The 14,738-nt window shown below is 70.5% G+C and carries 15 protein-coding genes; 13 read left to right on the top strand and 2 right to left on the bottom strand.

Translation table 11 applies throughout. The features are described from left to right. Positions 1-6 precede the first annotated feature (6 nt). From rsmD to mutM, 7 genes are all read left to right on the top strand, one after another. Positions 7-591 (top strand): 16S rRNA (guanine(966)-N(2))-methyltransferase RsmD, encoded by a 585-nt coding sequence (rsmD, locus tag ACZ7J0_RS16830; RefSeq protein ID WP_470888031.1) that lies wholly within the window; start codon positions 7-9, stop codon positions 589-591. 26 nt (positions 592-617) lie between these two features. Further along, positions 618-1,097: a pantetheine-phosphate adenylyltransferase gene (coaD, locus tag ACZ7J0_RS16825; RefSeq protein WP_470888352.1), complete on the top strand. Its 480-nt coding sequence runs from the start codon at positions 618-620 to the stop codon at positions 1,095-1,097. A 98-nt stretch (positions 1,098-1,195) separates the two neighbouring features. Continuing rightward, a complete protein-coding gene (locus tag ACZ7J0_RS16820; RefSeq protein WP_470888029.1) occupies positions 1,196-2,239 on the top strand; it encodes an ATP synthase F0 subunit B in 1,044 nt (347 codons plus the stop codon). 174 nt (positions 2,240-2,413) lie between these two features. Then, a complete protein-coding gene (locus ACZ7J0_RS16815; protein ID WP_470888027.1) occupies positions 2,414-3,019 on the top strand; it encodes a YceD family protein in 606 nt (201 codons plus the stop codon). Positions 3,020-3,021: 2 nt separating this feature from the next. Then, positions 3,022-3,195, top strand: coding sequence for a 50S ribosomal protein L32 (gene rpmF, locus ACZ7J0_RS16810; protein ID WP_003965982.1), 174 nt, complete (start codon positions 3,022-3,024; stop codon positions 3,193-3,195). 19 nt (positions 3,196-3,214) lie between these two features. After that, on the top strand, positions 3,215-4,081 hold the full coding sequence (gene rnc / locus ACZ7J0_RS16805; protein WP_470888025.1) for a ribonuclease III: 867 nt from the start codon (positions 3,215-3,217) through the stop codon (positions 4,079-4,081). Positions 4,082-4,271: 190 nt separating this feature from the next. Then, a complete protein-coding gene (gene mutM, locus ACZ7J0_RS16800) occupies positions 4,272-5,132 on the top strand; it encodes a bifunctional DNA-formamidopyrimidine glycosylase/DNA-(apurinic or apyrimidinic site) lyase (RefSeq protein ID WP_470888023.1) in 861 nt (286 codons plus the stop codon). Here the strand turns inward: mutM and ACZ7J0_RS16795 are convergent. Continuing rightward, on the bottom strand, positions 5,105-5,500 hold the full coding sequence (locus ACZ7J0_RS16795) for a winged helix-turn-helix transcriptional regulator (protein WP_468706591.1): 396 nt from the start codon (positions 5,498-5,500) through the stop codon (positions 5,105-5,107). The two genes, mutM and ACZ7J0_RS16795, sit on opposite strands and share 28 nt — an antisense overlap. Before the next feature lie 125 nt (positions 5,501-5,625). Between ACZ7J0_RS16795 and ACZ7J0_RS16790 the strand changes: the two genes are divergently transcribed. Further along, positions 5,626-6,216, top strand: coding sequence for a flavodoxin family protein (locus ACZ7J0_RS16790; protein WP_470888021.1), 591 nt, complete (start codon positions 5,626-5,628; stop codon positions 6,214-6,216). 149 nt (positions 6,217-6,365) lie between these two features. After that, a complete protein-coding gene (locus ACZ7J0_RS16785; protein WP_470888019.1) occupies positions 6,366-6,680 on the top strand; it encodes a hypothetical protein in 315 nt (104 codons plus the stop codon). Between the two features lie 138 nt (positions 6,681-6,818). On the opposite strand, the gene ACZ7J0_RS16780 is transcribed toward ACZ7J0_RS16785, so the two are convergent. Then, complete coding sequence (locus ACZ7J0_RS16780; protein WP_470888017.1) at positions 6,819-7,715, bottom strand: CAP domain-containing protein; 897 nt, start codon at positions 7,713-7,715, stop codon at positions 6,819-6,821. 145 nt (positions 7,716-7,860) lie between these two features. Here ACZ7J0_RS16780 and ACZ7J0_RS16775 point away from each other — a divergent pair, with 145 nt between their 5' ends. From ACZ7J0_RS16775 to ACZ7J0_RS16760, 4 genes are all read left to right on the top strand, one after another. After that, positions 7,861-8,142, top strand: coding sequence for an acylphosphatase (locus ACZ7J0_RS16775; RefSeq protein WP_470888015.1), 282 nt, complete (start codon positions 7,861-7,863; stop codon positions 8,140-8,142). Positions 8,143-8,580: 438 nt separating this feature from the next. Beyond that, on the top strand, positions 8,581-8,796 hold the full coding sequence (locus tag ACZ7J0_RS16770; RefSeq protein ID WP_468706580.1) for a hypothetical protein: 216 nt from the start codon (positions 8,581-8,583) through the stop codon (positions 8,794-8,796). 219 nt (positions 8,797-9,015) lie between these two features. Continuing rightward, positions 9,016-13,065, top strand: a complete 4,050-nt coding sequence (locus ACZ7J0_RS16765) for an AAA family ATPase (protein WP_470888013.1) — start codon at positions 9,016-9,018, stop codon at positions 13,063-13,065. 212 nt (positions 13,066-13,277) lie between these two features. Continuing rightward, on the top strand, positions 13,278-14,699 hold the full coding sequence (locus ACZ7J0_RS16760; protein ID WP_470888011.1) for a sugar porter family MFS transporter: 1,422 nt from the start codon (positions 13,278-13,280) through the stop codon (positions 14,697-14,699). Positions 14,700-14,738 lie beyond the last annotated feature (39 nt).

The following is a 14,738-nucleotide window of genomic DNA, read 5'->3' as shown; positions in this document are numbered from 1 at the left end:
GCACGAATGACCCGCGTGATCGCCGGCGTGGCCGGCGGACGCCGCCTGGCCGTGCCGCCGGGCAACGGCACCCGCCCCACGTCCGACCGGGCGCGTGAGGGGCTGTTCTCCACCTGGGAGTCGCTCCTCGGCACCCTGGACGGCATACGGATCGCCGACCTCTACGCGGGATCGGGAGCCGTCGGCCTGGAAGCACTCTCGCGCGGCGCCGCGCACGCCCTGATGGTCGAGGCCGACGCCCGGGCCGCACGTACGGTCCGTGAGAACGTCCGGGTCCTCGCTCTGCCCGGCGCCGAGGTGCGCGCGGGCAAAGCGGAGCAGATCGTCACGGGCCCGCCCCCCACCACCCCGTACGACCTGGTCTTTCTCGATCCGCCGTACGCCGTGTCCGACGACGATCTTCGCGAGATCCTCCTCACACTCCGCTCTCAGGGCTGGCTCACGGACGATGCGCTCGTCACCGTGGAGCGCAGCACCAGGGGCGGCGAGTTCGGCTGGCCGGAGGGATTCGAACCACTGCGGGCCCGTCGCTACGGCGAGGGAACGTTTTGGTACGGTCGCGCCGCCTCTACGTGCGAAGACGCACGATGACCGGACCGGAGAGCGAGGGAGTTCAGTTGCGCCGCGCCGTCTGTCCGGGGTCATTCGACCCCATCACCAATGGACACCTCGACATCATTGCCCGCGCCTCCAAGCTGTACGACGTCGTACACGTCGCCGTGATGATCAATCAGTCCAAGAAGGGACTGTTCAGCGTCGACGAGCGGATCGAGCTGATCCGCGAAGTCACCGCCGACTTCGGCAACGTCGAGGTGGAGTCCTTCCACGGCCTCCTGGTCGACTTCTGCAAGCAGCGCGACATCCCCGCCATCGTGAAGGGCCTGCGGGCGGTCAGCGACTTCGACTACGAGCTCCAGATGGCCCAGATGAACAACGGGCTCTCGGGCGTCGAGACGCTGTTCGTCCCGACCAACCCCACGTACAGCTTCCTGTCGTCCTCCCTGGTCAAGGAGGTCGCCGCCTGGGGCGGAGACGTCTCGCACCTGGTGCCCGAACAGGTCCTGGAGAAGCTGACCCGCCGTCTCGCCGAGCAGTGACGGGCTGACAGTCCGTCACCCGGTGTCGGACGGGCGCCGACTGCCCTTACAGTCGTCCCGTCCGTCTCCATCCAGCTGTAGAGAGTGGCGAGCACACGGTGGACGTGCAGAAGAAGCTCGACGAGATCGTCGAAGCGGTCGGGAACGCCCGCTCCATGCCCATGTCGGCCTCCTGCGTGGTCAACCGCGCCGAGCTGCTCGCCATGCTGGAGGAAGTGCGCCAGGCGCTGCCGGGCTCGCTCGCCCAGGCCCAGGAGCTGATCGGCGGCCGGGCCCAGATGGTCGAGCAGGCCCGCCAGGAGGCCGAGCGGATCATCGAGGCCGCCCACGCCGAACGCGGCTCGCTGATCTCCGACACCCAGGTCGCCCGCCAGTCCCAGGACGAGGCGGACCGGATTCTGAGCGAGGCCCGCCGGGAGGCCGAGGAGATCCGCGCCGAGGCCGACGACTACGTCGACTCCAAGCTCGCCAACTTCGAGGTCGTCCTCAACAAGACCATCGGCTCCGTCGACCGCGGCCGCGAGAAGCTGCTGGGCCGCGGCCCCGGCCTCGACGCGCAGGGGTACGCCGACGACGACGCCCCCGAGTACAGCGCGGACCCCCAGACCCTCATCCAGCGCGCCGACGAGTACGTCGACGCCAAGCTGGGCGCCTTCGAGAACGTCCTCTCCAAGACCCTCGAGGCGGTCGGCCGCGGCCGGCAGAAGCTCCACGGCCGCACCACCAGCGACGCCCTCGGCGAGCACATGGCCGCCCAGGACGCCGCGGGAGCGCAGGGGCACACCAGCGACGCGGACTATCTCGCCGGCCTCGCCGAGCTGGCCGACCCCGCGCCCGCCGCGTCCCAGCAGCCGCAGATCCCCGCCCAGCAGCAGGACCCGTACGCGTACCAGCCGCAGGCGCAGCCCCAGGAGACGTACGCCTACCAGCAGGACCCGTACGCCTACCAGCAGCAGGGCTACGACCAGGGCTACGGGCACCAGCAGCAGCCCGACCCGTACGCCTATCAGCAGCCCCAGGAACAGCCGCAGTACCAGCCCCAGCAGGCCCAGGCGCTCGACGAGACCAGCTTCTTCGACACGAGCATGATCGATCTGGAGCAGCTGCGCCGGTACGAGCAGGGTCACGGGCAGGGGCACTGACCGGCCCGGATTGGGCTGTGAGCGAAGCGTCCAGTATCCTGGCTCTTCGGTCGCGAGTACGTCCGCGATCCCGCGTGCCCGCATCGGCCTCCGTTCTGATGCCGGGCCGCCCCCACACACGATTCGAAAGCAGGAAAAGCCCTGAGTACGCGCCTCGACCACCGCAACCCCCTCGTGTTCGACACGCACGAGCTGGGTCGGCGTCCTGGTGCCCTCCAGCGGCTGACCCGCTCGGTCGAAGCCCCGGCCAGCCTGGGCATCGACGGGGTCATCGGAGTGCCGCAAGGCGCTCCCGTGGAGCTCGATCTCCGTCTTGAGTCGGTCATGGAAGGGGTGCTTGTCACAGGCACCGCCCGTGCGTCGGCCGAGGGGGAGTGCGTAAGGTGTCTGGAGCCGCTGCACCAAGACGTTGTGGCGGACTTCCAGGAGATGTTCTCGTACCCCGACTCCGACGACCGGGGCCGCGGCAAAGCGGCCTCGACCGATGAAGTCGAGGAAGACGAGGACGTCATCCCCCTCGAGGACGGCATGTTCGACCTCGAACCCGTGCTGCGTGATGCGGTGGTGCTCGCACTGCCGATGCAGCCGGTGTGCCGGGAGGACTGTGCCGGCCTGTGTCCCCAGTGTGGGATCAGCCTGAACGACAACCCGGACCACCACCATGACGCCGTCGACATGCGTTGGGCGGCACTGCAGGGACTCGCCGGTTCACTCGGGACCGACGAGAAGGACAACATGAGCGGCGCCGAAGCTGGCGTCGACGAGAAGCAGGAGAAGTAGCCGTGGCTGTTCCGAAGCGGAAGATGTCGCGCAGCAACACGCGCCACCGCCGGTCGCAGTGGAAGGCTGCGGTCCCCACCCTGGTTTCGTGTGAGCGTTGCCAGGAGCCGAAGCTGCAGCACATCGCGTGCCCGAGCTGCGGCACCTACAACAAGCGCCAGGTCCTCGAGGTCTGAGCGGCCGGTGAGAGGCACGATGTCTGAACCGTCCCCTGCCAAGAAGCAGGCAGACACCCTCAGCACAGCCTCGTCCCACACGCTTCTGGAAGGGCGGCTCGGGTATCAGCTCGAGTCCGCCCTTCTGGTGCGTGCGCTGACCCACCGTTCGTACGCGTACGAGAACGGCGGTCTGCCCACCAACGAGCGACTGGAGTTCCTCGGGGACTCCGTGCTCGGCCTGGTGGTCACGGACACGCTGTACCGCACCCACCCCGACCTGCCCGAAGGCCAACTGGCCAAGCTGCGGGCCGCGGTGGTCAATTCGCGTGCGCTGGCGGAGGTGGGCCGCGGGCTCGACCTCGGCTCCTTCATCCGGCTCGGCCGGGGTGAAGAGGGCACGGGCGGCCGGGACAAGGCGTCCATCCTCGCCGACACCCTCGAAGCGGTGATCGGCGCGGTCTACCTCGATCAGGGCCTCGACGTGGCGTCCGAGCTGGTGCACCGGCTCTTCGACCCGCTCATCGAGAAGTCCTCGAACCTCGGTGCGGGACTGGACTGGAAGACCAGCCTCCAGGAGCTCACCGCGGCCGAGGGTCTCGGCGTTCCGGAGTACCTCGTCAGCGAGACCGGTCCGGATCACGAGAAGACTTTCACTGCTGCCGCCCGCGTCGGTGGTGTCTCGTACGGCACCGGCACCGGCCGCAGCAAGAAGGAAGCGGAACAGCAGGCCGCGGAGTCCGCCTGGCGGGCCATCCGCGCGGCGGCGGACGAGCGCCTGGCGGCAGAGGCCAAGGCGACGGCCGACGCCAAGGCCGATGCCGAGGTCAAAGCCCCGGCTGATGCCGAGGCCGACGTCCCGGACGGCGGGACGCCGACCCCCGCCGACGCCGCCCCCGGCGTCTGACCGACCCTTCCTTCGGGCTCACCCGCCCGTCTCCTGCCCCGGCAGGAGGCGGGCGGTCCCCATTTCCGGGCGCGTTCCGGCATTTCTGGGTTTCGGCGCTTTCGGGTCCGGGCTCCCGCTCCGGGGTGTGGCGGGCGGCCCCGGTACGCTCACCACACCCGCTGTCCGCCCCTTTCTCCGGAGGAGTCCCGTGCCCGAGCTGCCCGAGGTCGAAGTCGTCCGGCGTGGACTCGAGCGCTGGGTGGCCGGGCGGACCGTGGCCGACGTCGAGGTGCGGCACCCGCGCGCGGTACGCCGTCACCTCGCGGGCGGGGAGGACTTCGGGGCGCGGCTCAAGGGACACCGGTTCGGGGTGGCCCAGCGGCGCGGGAAGTACCTCTGGATCCCCCTGGCCGACACCGATGCCTCGGTGCTCGGACATCTGGGGATGAGCGGTCAGCTGCTCGTCCAGCCCGAGGGCGCCCCCGACGAGAAGCACCTGCGGATCCGCGTGCGCTTCCAGGACGAGCTGGGTACCGAGCTGCGCTTCGTCGACCAGCGGACCTTCGGTGGGCTCTCGCTGCACGACAACTCACCCGACGGGCTGCCCGATGTGATCGCGCACATCGCCCGCGACCCGCTCGACCCGGCCTTCGACGACGACGCCTTCCACCGCGCGCTGCGCCTGCGGCGTACGACGGTCAAGCGGGCGCTGCTCGACCAGTCCCTGATCAGCGGGGTCGGCAACATCTACGCCGACGAGGCGCTGTGGCGCGCGAAGCTGCACTACGAGCGCCCCACCGGCACGATGACCCGTCCGCGCTCGGCCGAACTCCTCGGGCATGTACGGGACGTGATGAACGCGGCCCTCGCCGCCGGCGGCACCAGCTTCGACAGCCTCTACGTCAACGTGAACGGCGAGTCCGGCTACTTCGACCGGTCGCTGGACGCGTACGGGCGCGAGGGCGAGCCGTGCCGGCGCTGCGGCACCCCGATGCGCCGCAGGCCCTGGATGAACCGCTCCAGCTACTTCTGCCCACGCTGTCAGAGGCCGCCGCGCGCCTCGTCGTAGCTCGCGCGCGCCGAGAGCACGTCCGGCATCCGCCCCTCGACCAGTTGGATGAGCCCGAGCAGTCGCTCCGCCACGTCCTCGCCCAGGGGGGTCAGCCGGTAGTCGACGCGCGGCGGGTTCGTCGGCTGGGCCTCGCGGTGCACCAGGCCGTCGCGCTCCAGCGCGTGCAGGGTCTGCGACAGCATCTTCTCGCTCACGCCGTCCACGCGACGCCGGAGTTCGTTGAAGCGCAGGGTCTCCTCGTGGAGAGCGCCCAGCGTCAGGCTGCCCCACCGGCCGGTGACATGCTCCAGCGTCGCGCGGGAGGGGCAGGTCCGGGCGAACACGTTGAACGCCAGGTCTTGGTCGTTCCCGATGTCCTGAGTCATCCCTTCACCATACTCCTGCGCAGCGCTGTGCTGTGGGTTGCGCTTTCCAAAAGTTAGTGCTTCACTCGGGTCATCGCCAGGGAGCGGATCACCCGCTCCGGCCGCACCAAGAGGAGCCCCGCGCCGTGACCACCCCCGTCGTCTCCATCGCCTACCACTCCGGCTACGGACACACCGCCGTGCTCGCCGAGGCCGTCCGCAACGGCGCCGCGGACACCGGCGCCACCGTCCACCTGGTCAAGGTGGACACGATCACCGAGGCGGAGTGGGAGCTGCTCGACGCCTCCGACGCGATCGTCTTCGGCTCGCCGACCTACATGGGCACCGCGTCCGGCGCCTTCCACCAGTTCGCCCAGGACACCTCCAAGCGCTGGTTCGGCGACGCGTGGCTGAACAAGCTGGCCGCGGGATTCACCAACTCCTCGTCCAAGAGCGGCGACAAGCTGCACACCCTGCAGTTCTTCCAGACGCTGGCCGGCCAGCACGGCATGCACTGGGTCAACCTCGGCCTCAAGCCCGGCTGGAACACCACCGAGGCCTCCGAGAACGACCTCAACCGCCTCGGCTTCTTCACCGGTGCCGGCGCCCAGACCCACCAGGACCAGGGCCCCGAGGGCGTGCACAAGGCCGACATAGCCACCGCCGAGCACCTCGGCCGCCGGGTCGCCGAGACGGCCCGCACCTTCGCCGCCGGCCGCGCCGCGTCGGCCGCGTAAGGACGCGTGAAAGAGGCCCCCGTCGCTTCCGCGACGGGGGCCTTCCCGTGAACCTTCCTCCGACGGCCGGGCCGTGATCACCTGTCGCGGAGCACCCGCGCGCGGCTTAGCCTGAAATCAAGGGTCCTCGAGTGGAAGGGAGCCCTGAGATGCATTTCGTCCTTCTCGCGACCCACGATCCGGCAGTCTGTCCGACCGCCAACGCGACGACGCGTGACCTGATGTTGAAGACCGCTCCTGACATGGCGAAGCTCGCCCAGAAGGCAGGCGTCGACATCGTGGCCGGTCCCTTCGTCAACCGTGAGCACACGATCGTCACGGTCGTACAGTCCGACAAAGTCGAGAATGTCGACCGCTTCCTGATGGAGGCTCGTGTCCCCCACTGGAACCGCGTGCGCGTGCTGCCGTCGCTGACCATGGAAGAAGGTATCGCCGAGATCGAAGCGCAGACGCCGATCTTCTGACCCACCCCTCAGGCGTGGGGCGGTGGTTCGGGGGCCCTGACGAGTACCTCGGCCACCACGCAGTGTGGGCCGCCCCGGTCGCCGATGACGGCCCCGAGGCGGCCCACGAACGTCGTAAGTCGCCGATCAGCTGAAAACTCAGAAGCCGAAGTCCTGCGTCCACCACGGTCCGCCGTCGGCGAAGTGCACGCCGACGCCGAGCGTCTTGTAGTCACAGTTGAGGATGTTCGCGCGGTGGCCGTCGCTGTTCATCCACGCGCTCATCACCGCGGCGGCGTCCGCCTGACCCCGGGCTATGTTCTCGCCGCCCAGACCCTGCACGCCGGCCTGGTCCGCGCGGTCCCACGGGGTGTCCCCGTCCGGGTCCGTGTGGTCGAAGAAGTCGCGCTGGGCCATGTCCCGGCTGAAGTCGGAGGCCAGTGCGCCCAGCGGCGCGCTCGCGCTCACCGCGCTGCAGCCCACCTTCGCCCGCTCCGCGTTCACCAGGCTCAGCACCGCCGCCTCGGCGGCGCTCGCCTTGTCGCTCGCCGACCTCACCGAACGGGAGACCCGCTCGGACGGCTTCTCCGCCGTGGGCGTCGGCCTGGTCGTCGGGGTCGCGGACTTCGTCTTCTTGGAAGCCTGCGGAGCCTCGGTCTTCTTCGACGGGGTCGAGGAGGGCTTCGTGGGCGTCGCCGAGGGCGTCTTCGAAGCGGCCGGAGTCCGGCCGGCGGTGCTCGCGGAGCCGGACGGCTGCTGCGAGGGAGTGCTGGACGCACCGCCCTGCGTCCGCAGCTGGGGCGCGCCCTCCGTGCGGATCTGCTCGCCGGCCTCGGTGCGGCTCCCGCTCACCGTGTTGTAGGTGTCCCCGCCCGGCAGCCAGCCGGAGGCGACCGCTACGGCGCCCACTGCCATGGCCGCGGAGGCGCCGAGCAGCCCGGTGCGCAGGGGCAGGGCGCCCCGCTTCCGGCGCGCCCCCCGGTGCCGGCGTTCTTCCGTTCCGGCCGCGTGTGCGTCAGCGGCGGGAACGGCGCCGGAGCGTCGATGGCGTCCCATCTGCTCTGCCTTCCTGATCTTTCGGCATTCTGCGGCTGTCAACCTGACACACCCGAAAGGGTGAAGTCGGTTTGCGTCGGGACTGTACGCCATGGCGCGAGGGGGTGAAGTGTCGTGTGAGCAATCGGCCAGTTAGCGTTCACGCATGAATGACGATGTGCGGCTCACCGCCTGGGTACGCGGCCGAGTACAGGGAGTGGGCTTCCGCTGGTTCACCAGGGCAAACGCTTTGGAGATCGGGAGCCTCACCGGATTCGCCCTCAATCTCGACGACGGCAGGGTGCAGGTCGTCGCCGAAGGGCCGAGTGAGAATTGCCACCGTCTGCTGGACTGGCTCCGTTCCGACGACACTCCCGGGCGGGTCGAGGGAGTCACCGAGATCTGGGACAAGCCCCGCGGCGGATACGAGACCTTCGCGATCCGCTGACGATCTTGTCAGCAACCGCTCGTCCCCTCCCGGTCCGACCGTCTTCCGGGGGGCCCGCAAGGGGCCCGCAGGACAGCCGCCGGGATGTACGTATGACCGGAGTGACCTGTGGGTTAGCGCTGAGTGACCGCATGGTTGCCAAGAAGGTCTTGCCGTGCCAGGCTGCGCGAGTAAGGATGATCCAGACGCCCCCGTGGCACCCTGCGCGAGGCGCGGCCGTACGTATCTGCGGTCGCGGACCCCCATGGCTGCCCGTCGATACGGCGTGTGATCGTGTTGACCGTCAAACTTTTTGGTGAGACTCTGGAAGCCCCGCGCACCCTAGCTGTTTGGCAGTAGGAATGCAGTGGCACCAAGCAACTGCCGAGCACCGCGGGTGCGAATCCCTCACGACCCACACCGCTTCGGTCGGTCACTCAGTGTGGAGGACCATCCATCATGGCAAAGGCGCTTCTCGGTTACGTCGGCGGTTCCGACCCGCGACTCCTCGCCGAGATGCGACGGCTTCAGCAGCGCGTCCAGGACCTCGAGTCCGAGCTGGTACGGATCCAGTCCGAGAACGACGCGCTCAACGCCGCCGCTCAGCACCCGGCAGACTCGCTGCTCGAAGGCATCGACCTCGACGTACCGCATGCAGAGCCTGCGCTCACCTGATGTCAGCCCCTGCAGGGGACAGGTGAGAAACACTCTCGCTCAATGAGATAAGAGATATGCAAGGGACGCTTAGGCGTCCCTTCTTTCTTTTCGCCCCCGCCTCGTCTGCCTCGCCCCCGTCGCGCCTACCGTCGCCTTCGCCGGCCGGCCGATCCTTAACGACTGATCTGCCCTGCGCCTACACGAGTGAAACCGGAGGTGCCGGTAGAGTCCGGGGGCGTGCATCTCAAGGCCATGACCCTCCGCGGGTTCAAATCGTTCGCCTCAGCCACGACGCTGCGGTTCGAACCCGGTATCACCTGTGTCGTGGGGCCCAACGGTTCTGGCAAATCCAATGTCGTGGACGCGCTGTCCTGGGTCATGGGCGAGCAGGGCGCCAAGTCGCTGCGCGGCGGCAAGATGGAAGACGTGATCTTCGCCGGTACCACCGGGCGGCCTCCGCTCGGGCGTGCCGAGGTCTCGCTGACGATCGACAATTCCGACGGCGCACTGCCGATCGACTACGCCGAGGTCACCATTACGCGGATCATGTTCCGCAACGGCGGCAGCGAATACCAGATCAACGGCGACACGTGCCGACTGCTCGACATTCAAGATCTTCTTTCCGACTCCGGTATCGGCCGGGAAATGCACGTGATCGTCGGGCAGGGGCAGCTCGACTCGGTTCTGCACGCCGACCCGATGGGACGGCGGGCCTTCATCGAGGAGGCCGCGGGCGTCCTCAAGCACCGCAAGCGCAAGGAGAAGGCGCTGCGGAAGCTGGACGCGATGCAGGCCAACCTCGCGCGCGTGCAGGATCTGACCGACGAACTGCGCCGCCAGCTCAAGCCGCTCGGCCGCCAGGCCGCCGTGGCCCGTCGCGCCGCCGTCATCCAGGCCGATCTGCGCGACGCCCGCCTCCGGCTCCTCTCCGACGACCTCGTACGCCTCCGTGAGGCGCTGCGGAGCGAGATCGCCGACGAGGCGGCCCTCAAGCAGCGCAAGGAGAGCGCCGAGGCGGACCTGCGGGCCGCGCTGGCCCGCGAAACCGAACTGGAGGACGAGGTGCGGCGCCTCGCGCCCCGGCTCCAGCGCGCGCAGCAGACCTGGTACGAACTCTCCCAGCTGGCCGAGCGGGTGCGCGGAACCGTCTCGCTCGCCGACGCCCGGGTGAAGAGCGCCACCACCCAGCCCGCCGAGGAGCGGCGCGGTCGCGACCCGGAGGACATGGAGCGGGAGGCCGCCCGGATCCGCGAACAGGAGGCGGAGCTGGAGGCCGCGCTGGAGGCGGCCGAGCGCGCCCTGGAGGACACCGTCGCGCACCGCGCCGACCTGGAGCGCGAGCTGGCCGTCGAGGAGCGCAGGCTCAAGGACGTCGCCCGCGCCATCGCCGACCGGCGCGAGGGGCTCGCCCGGCTGAGCGGTCAGGTCAACGCGGCCCGCTCGCGGGCGGCGTCGGCCCAGGCCGAGATCGGGCGGCTCGCCGCCGCGCGGGACGAGGCGCAGGGGCGGGCGGTCGCCGCGCAGGAGGAGTACGAGCAGCTGAAGGCCGAGGTCGACGGGCTCGACGCGGACGACTCGGCGCTGGGCGAGCGGCACGAAGCGGCCCGGCGGGAACTGGCCGCCGCGGAGGCGGCGTTGTCGGCCGCCCGCGAGGAGGCCACCGCGGCCGAGCGCCGCCGCGCCGCGACCCAGGCCCGCCATGAGGCCCTCGCCCTCGGCCTGCGCCGCAAGGACGGCACCGGCGCGCTGCTCGCCGCGCAGGAACGTCTCGGCGGTCTGCTCGGCCCCGCCGCCGAACTCCTGACCGTCACCCCCGGCTTCGAGGTCCCCGTCGCGGCGGCCCTCGGGGCGGCGGCGAACGCGGTCGCGGTGACCGACCCGGCCACGGCCGCCGAGGCGATCCGCCTTCTCCGCAAACAGGACGCCGGCCGCGCGTCCCTCCTCCTGGGCGGCGCCCCCACCACCCCGGACACCGCTCGTGTCCCCGCCCCGGCCGGCGAGTCGAGCCCGGACCGGGCGACGACACCCGGGGGCCGCCCCCCGGGCCGGGTGGCGCCGGAGGGGCTGCTCCCGGCCCCCGCGGGCGCTGTCGCCCTGGAGCGGGTCGGGGAGCCCGGTCGGACCTCTTCCCCGGTCGGCGGGGGGGAAGCCGCCCGGCAGGGCGCTTGCGTGGACGCGGTCGGTGAGGACGGCCCGTTCTCCGCAGCCGGCGACGGCGAAGCGGCTCCGCGGGGCGGTGCCCCGGGCGAGCAGTGGGACACACCTGTCGGTTCGGAGGACCTCCCACCTGCGCTCGCCGGCGACAGCCGCGTCCCGGCCCCCGGGACCGGCCCCGCCCCGCAGGGCAGCTCCGGGGACGCGGTCGGGCAGGTCGTCTCGACGGAGCCGGCCGCCCCGGCGGGAGCTCATGTGCCCGGATCCGGTGGGGAGGACGGCGCCGTGCGGGCCGGTGCCGCCCTGCCAATGGGCCGGACCGCCTCCGTCGCGCCCCGATTCGTCGGGGAGCTGGTGCGGGGCCCGGAGGAGCTGATGGGGGCCGTGCGGCGGCTCGTACGGGACATCGTGGTGGTCTCCACGCTGGAGGACGCCGAGGACCTCGTCCACGCGCACCCCGAGCTGACCGCCGTCACCGCCGAAGGAGACCTCCTCGGCACCCACTTCGCGCACGGCGGGTCCGCGGGCGCGCCCAGTCTCCTCGAGGTGCAGGCGTCCGTGGACGAGGCCGCCGCCGAGCTCGCGGAGCTGGCGGTCCGCTGCGAGGAGCTCGCCGCCAGGCAGCGTGAGGCGACCGGCCGGCGCGCCGACGCCACCGCGCTCGTCGAGGAGCTGGGGGAGCGGCGCCGGGCCGCCGACCGGGAGAAGTCGGCGGTGGCCCAGCAGCTCGGGCGGCTCGCCGGCCAGGCCCGTGGAGCCGCCGGGGAGGCCGAGCGGACCGCCGCGGCCGCCGCACGCGCCCAGGACGCCCTGGAGAAGGCGACCATGGACGCCGAGGAGTTGGCCGAGCGCCTCCTGGTCGCGGAGGAGACCCCCGTCGAGGAGGAGCCCGACACGTCCGTACGCGACCGGCTCGCCGCCGACGGCGCCAACGCCCGCCAGACCGAGATGGAGGCGCGTCTCCAGGTCCGTACCCACGAGGAGCGGGTCAAGGGCCTCGCGGGCCGGGCCGACTCCCTCGACCGGGGGGCCCGCGCCGAACGCGAGGCACGGGCGCGCGCCGACCAGCGCCGCGCCCGGCTGCGCCACGAGGCCGCGGTCGCCTCCGCCGTCGCCGCCGGCGCCCGCCAGTTGCTCGCCCACGCCGAAGTGTCCCTCGTACGCGCCGAACAGGAGCGGGCCCTCGCCGAGGCGGCCAAGGCCGCCCGGGAACGCGAGCTGACCGCCGCCCGCGCCGAGGGCCGCGACCTGAAGGCGGAGCTCGACAAGCTGACCGACTCGGTCCACCGGGGCGAGGTCCTGGGCGCCGAGAAACGGCTGCGGATCGAGCAGCTGGAGACGAAGGCGCTGGAGGAGCTGGGCGTGGAGCCGGCCGCGCTGGTCGCCGAGTACGGGCCGCATCAGCTCGTACCGCCCTCCCTGCCCGCGGAGGGCGAGGAGCTGCCCGAGGACCCCGAGCATCCGCGCAACCAGCCGCGGCGTTTCGTTCGCGCGGAACAGGAAAAGCGACTGAGGTCGGCCGAACGGGCGTATCAGCAGCTCGGGAAGGTGAACCCGCTGGCGCTCGAGGAGTTCTCGGCGCTGGAGGAGCGTCACCAGTTCCTGTCCGAGCAGCTGGAGGACCTGAAGAAGACCAGGGCCGACCTTCTCCAGGTCGTGAAGGAGGTGGACGAGCGTGTCGAGCAGGTCTTCACCGAGGCGTACCGGGACACCGCCCGCGAGTTCGAGGGGGTCTTCTCCCGGCTCTTCCCGGGCGGCGAGGGCAGGCTCGTCCTGACCGACCCGGACAACATGCTCACCACCGGCGTCGACGTCGAGGCCAGGCCTCCGGGCAAAAAGGTCAAGCGGCTCTCGCTGCTCTCCGGCGGCGAGCGGTCTCTGACGGCGGTGGCGATGCTGGTGTCGATCTTCAAGGCCAGACCCAGCCCGTTCTACGTGATGGACGAGGTCGAGGCCGCGCTGGACGACACCAATCTGCAGCGGTTGATCCGGATCATGCAGGAGCTCCAGGAGTCCTCGCAGCTGATCGTGATCACCCACCAGAAGCGGACGATGGAGGTCGCCGACGCGCTCTACGGCGTCTCCATGCAGGGCGACGGAGTGTCCAAGGTCATCAGCCAGCGCCTCCGCTGAGTGAGGGACAACTCACTTCAACACTTGAACACCTGGCGGTGCGCCGCTTCTTGAAGTCGGCCCGAGGCTAGGTATTGACTTCGGGACTTGAACGCATAGTCTCTGCAGCGTTGCTTTTACCTTCAAGTGGTGCGCGGCAGGAAGGTGTGCGCCACTTGAAGGGCTCGCCCCCCACGCTCCGGCGACGCTGCCGGATGCTCACAGGAGTACATGTGACCAGCACCGCGCAGGCGCCGCCGCCCTCCGAGGGACGGGCGGCGCACCCGGACCATCTCGGCCACGTCATCTTCATCACGGCCTCCGCCGCGATGGGCGGCTTCCTGTTCGGCTACGACAGCTCCGTGATCAACGGAGCCGTCGAGGCGATCCGGGACCGCTACGACATCGGCTCCGGAACGCTCGCCCAGGTCATCGCCATCGCGCTGATCGGCTGCGCCATCGGCGCCGCGACCGCCGGCCGGATCGCCGACCGCATCGGCCGCATCCGCTGCATGCAGATCGCCGCGGTGCTGTTCACCGTCAGCGCCGTCGGCTCCGCGCTCCCGTTCGCCCTGTGGGACCTCGCCTTCTGGCGGGTCATCGGCGGCTTCGCCATCGGTATGGCCTCGGTGATCGGCCCGGCGTACATCGCCGAAGTCGCCCCCGCCGCCTACCGCGGCCGCCTCGGCTCGTTCCAGCAGGCCGCCATCGTCATCGGCATCGCCATCTCCCAGCTGGTCAACTACGGCATCCTCCAGCTCGCCGACGGCGACCAGCGCGGCGAGATCGGCGGCCTCGAGGCCTGGCAGTGGATGCTCGGCGTCATGGTCGTGCCCGCGCTCCTGTACGGCCTGCTCTCCTTCGCCATCCCCGAGTCGCCGCGCTTCCTGATCTCCGTGGGCAAGATCGACCGGGCCAAGGAAGTACTGGCCGAGGTCGAGGGCCACTCGGTCGACCTGGACCACCGGGTCACCGAGATCGAGCTGGCCATGCGACGCGAGCACAAGTCCACGTTCAAGGACCTGCTCGGCAGCCGCTTCGGCTTCCTGCCGATCGTCTGGGTCGGCATCGGCCTCTCCGTCTTCCAGCAGCTCGTCGGCATCAACGTGGCGTTCTACTACTCCGCGACGCTGTGGCAGTCGGTCGGCATCGACCCGGCGGGCTCGTTCTTCTACTCGTTCACCACGTCGATCATCAACATCGTCGGCACCGTGATCGCGATGGTGCTGGTGGACCGGGTCGGCCGCAGGCCGCTCGCCCTCGTCGGTTCCGCCGGTATGGCGATCGCCCTCGCCTTCGAGGCCTGGGCCTTCTCCGCCGACCTCGTGGGCGGCAAACTGCCCCACACCGAGGGCATCGTGGCCCTGATCGCCGCGCATGTCTTCGTGCTCTTCTTCGCCCTCTCGTGGGGCGTGGTGGTCTGGGTCTTCCTCGGCGAGATGTTCCCCAACCGGATCCGCGCCGCCGCGCTCGGCGTCGCCGCCTCCGCCCAGTGGATCGCCAACTGGGCCATCACCGCGAGCTTCCCGTCCCTCGCCGACTGGAACCTCTCCGGCACCTACATCATCTACACAGTCTTCGCCGTGCTCTCGATCCCCTTCGTACTGCGGTACGTGAAGGAGACGAAGGGCAAGGCGTTGGAGGAGATGGGCTAATCCCCGCTGCCCCTCTCCTCGATCACGGAACTGCCCCGG

Source organism: Streptomyces sp. NPDC038280 (assembly GCF_055600045.1).
Note: the sequence above shows the minus strand (reverse complement) of the source record. Positions and strands in the feature narration are given on the sequence as shown.

Bases quoted from the DNA above. Each gene is read 5' to 3' on its own strand.
- rsmD (WP_470888031.1), top strand. From the start codon at position 7: ATGACCCGCGTGATCGCCGGCGTGGCCGGCGGACGCCGCCTGGCCGTG.
- rnc (WP_470888025.1), top strand. From the start codon at position 3,215: ATGTCTGAACCGTCCCCTGCCAAGAAGCAGGCAGACACCCTCAGCACA.
- ACZ7J0_RS16795 (WP_468706591.1), bottom strand. From the start codon at position 5,500: ATGACTCAGGACATCGGGAACGACCAAGACCTGGCGTTCAACGTGTTC.
- ACZ7J0_RS16785 (WP_470888019.1), top strand. From the start codon at position 6,366: ATGCATTTCGTCCTTCTCGCGACCCACGATCCGGCAGTCTGTCCGACC.
- ACZ7J0_RS16780 (WP_470888017.1), bottom strand. From the start codon at position 7,715: ATGGGACGCCATCGACGCTCCGGCGCCGTTCCCGCCGCTGACGCACAC.
- ACZ7J0_RS16775 (WP_470888015.1), top strand. From the start codon at position 7,861: ATGAATGACGATGTGCGGCTCACCGCCTGGGTACGCGGCCGAGTACAG.
- ACZ7J0_RS16770 (WP_468706580.1), top strand. From the start codon at position 8,581: ATGGCAAAGGCGCTTCTCGGTTACGTCGGCGGTTCCGACCCGCGACTC.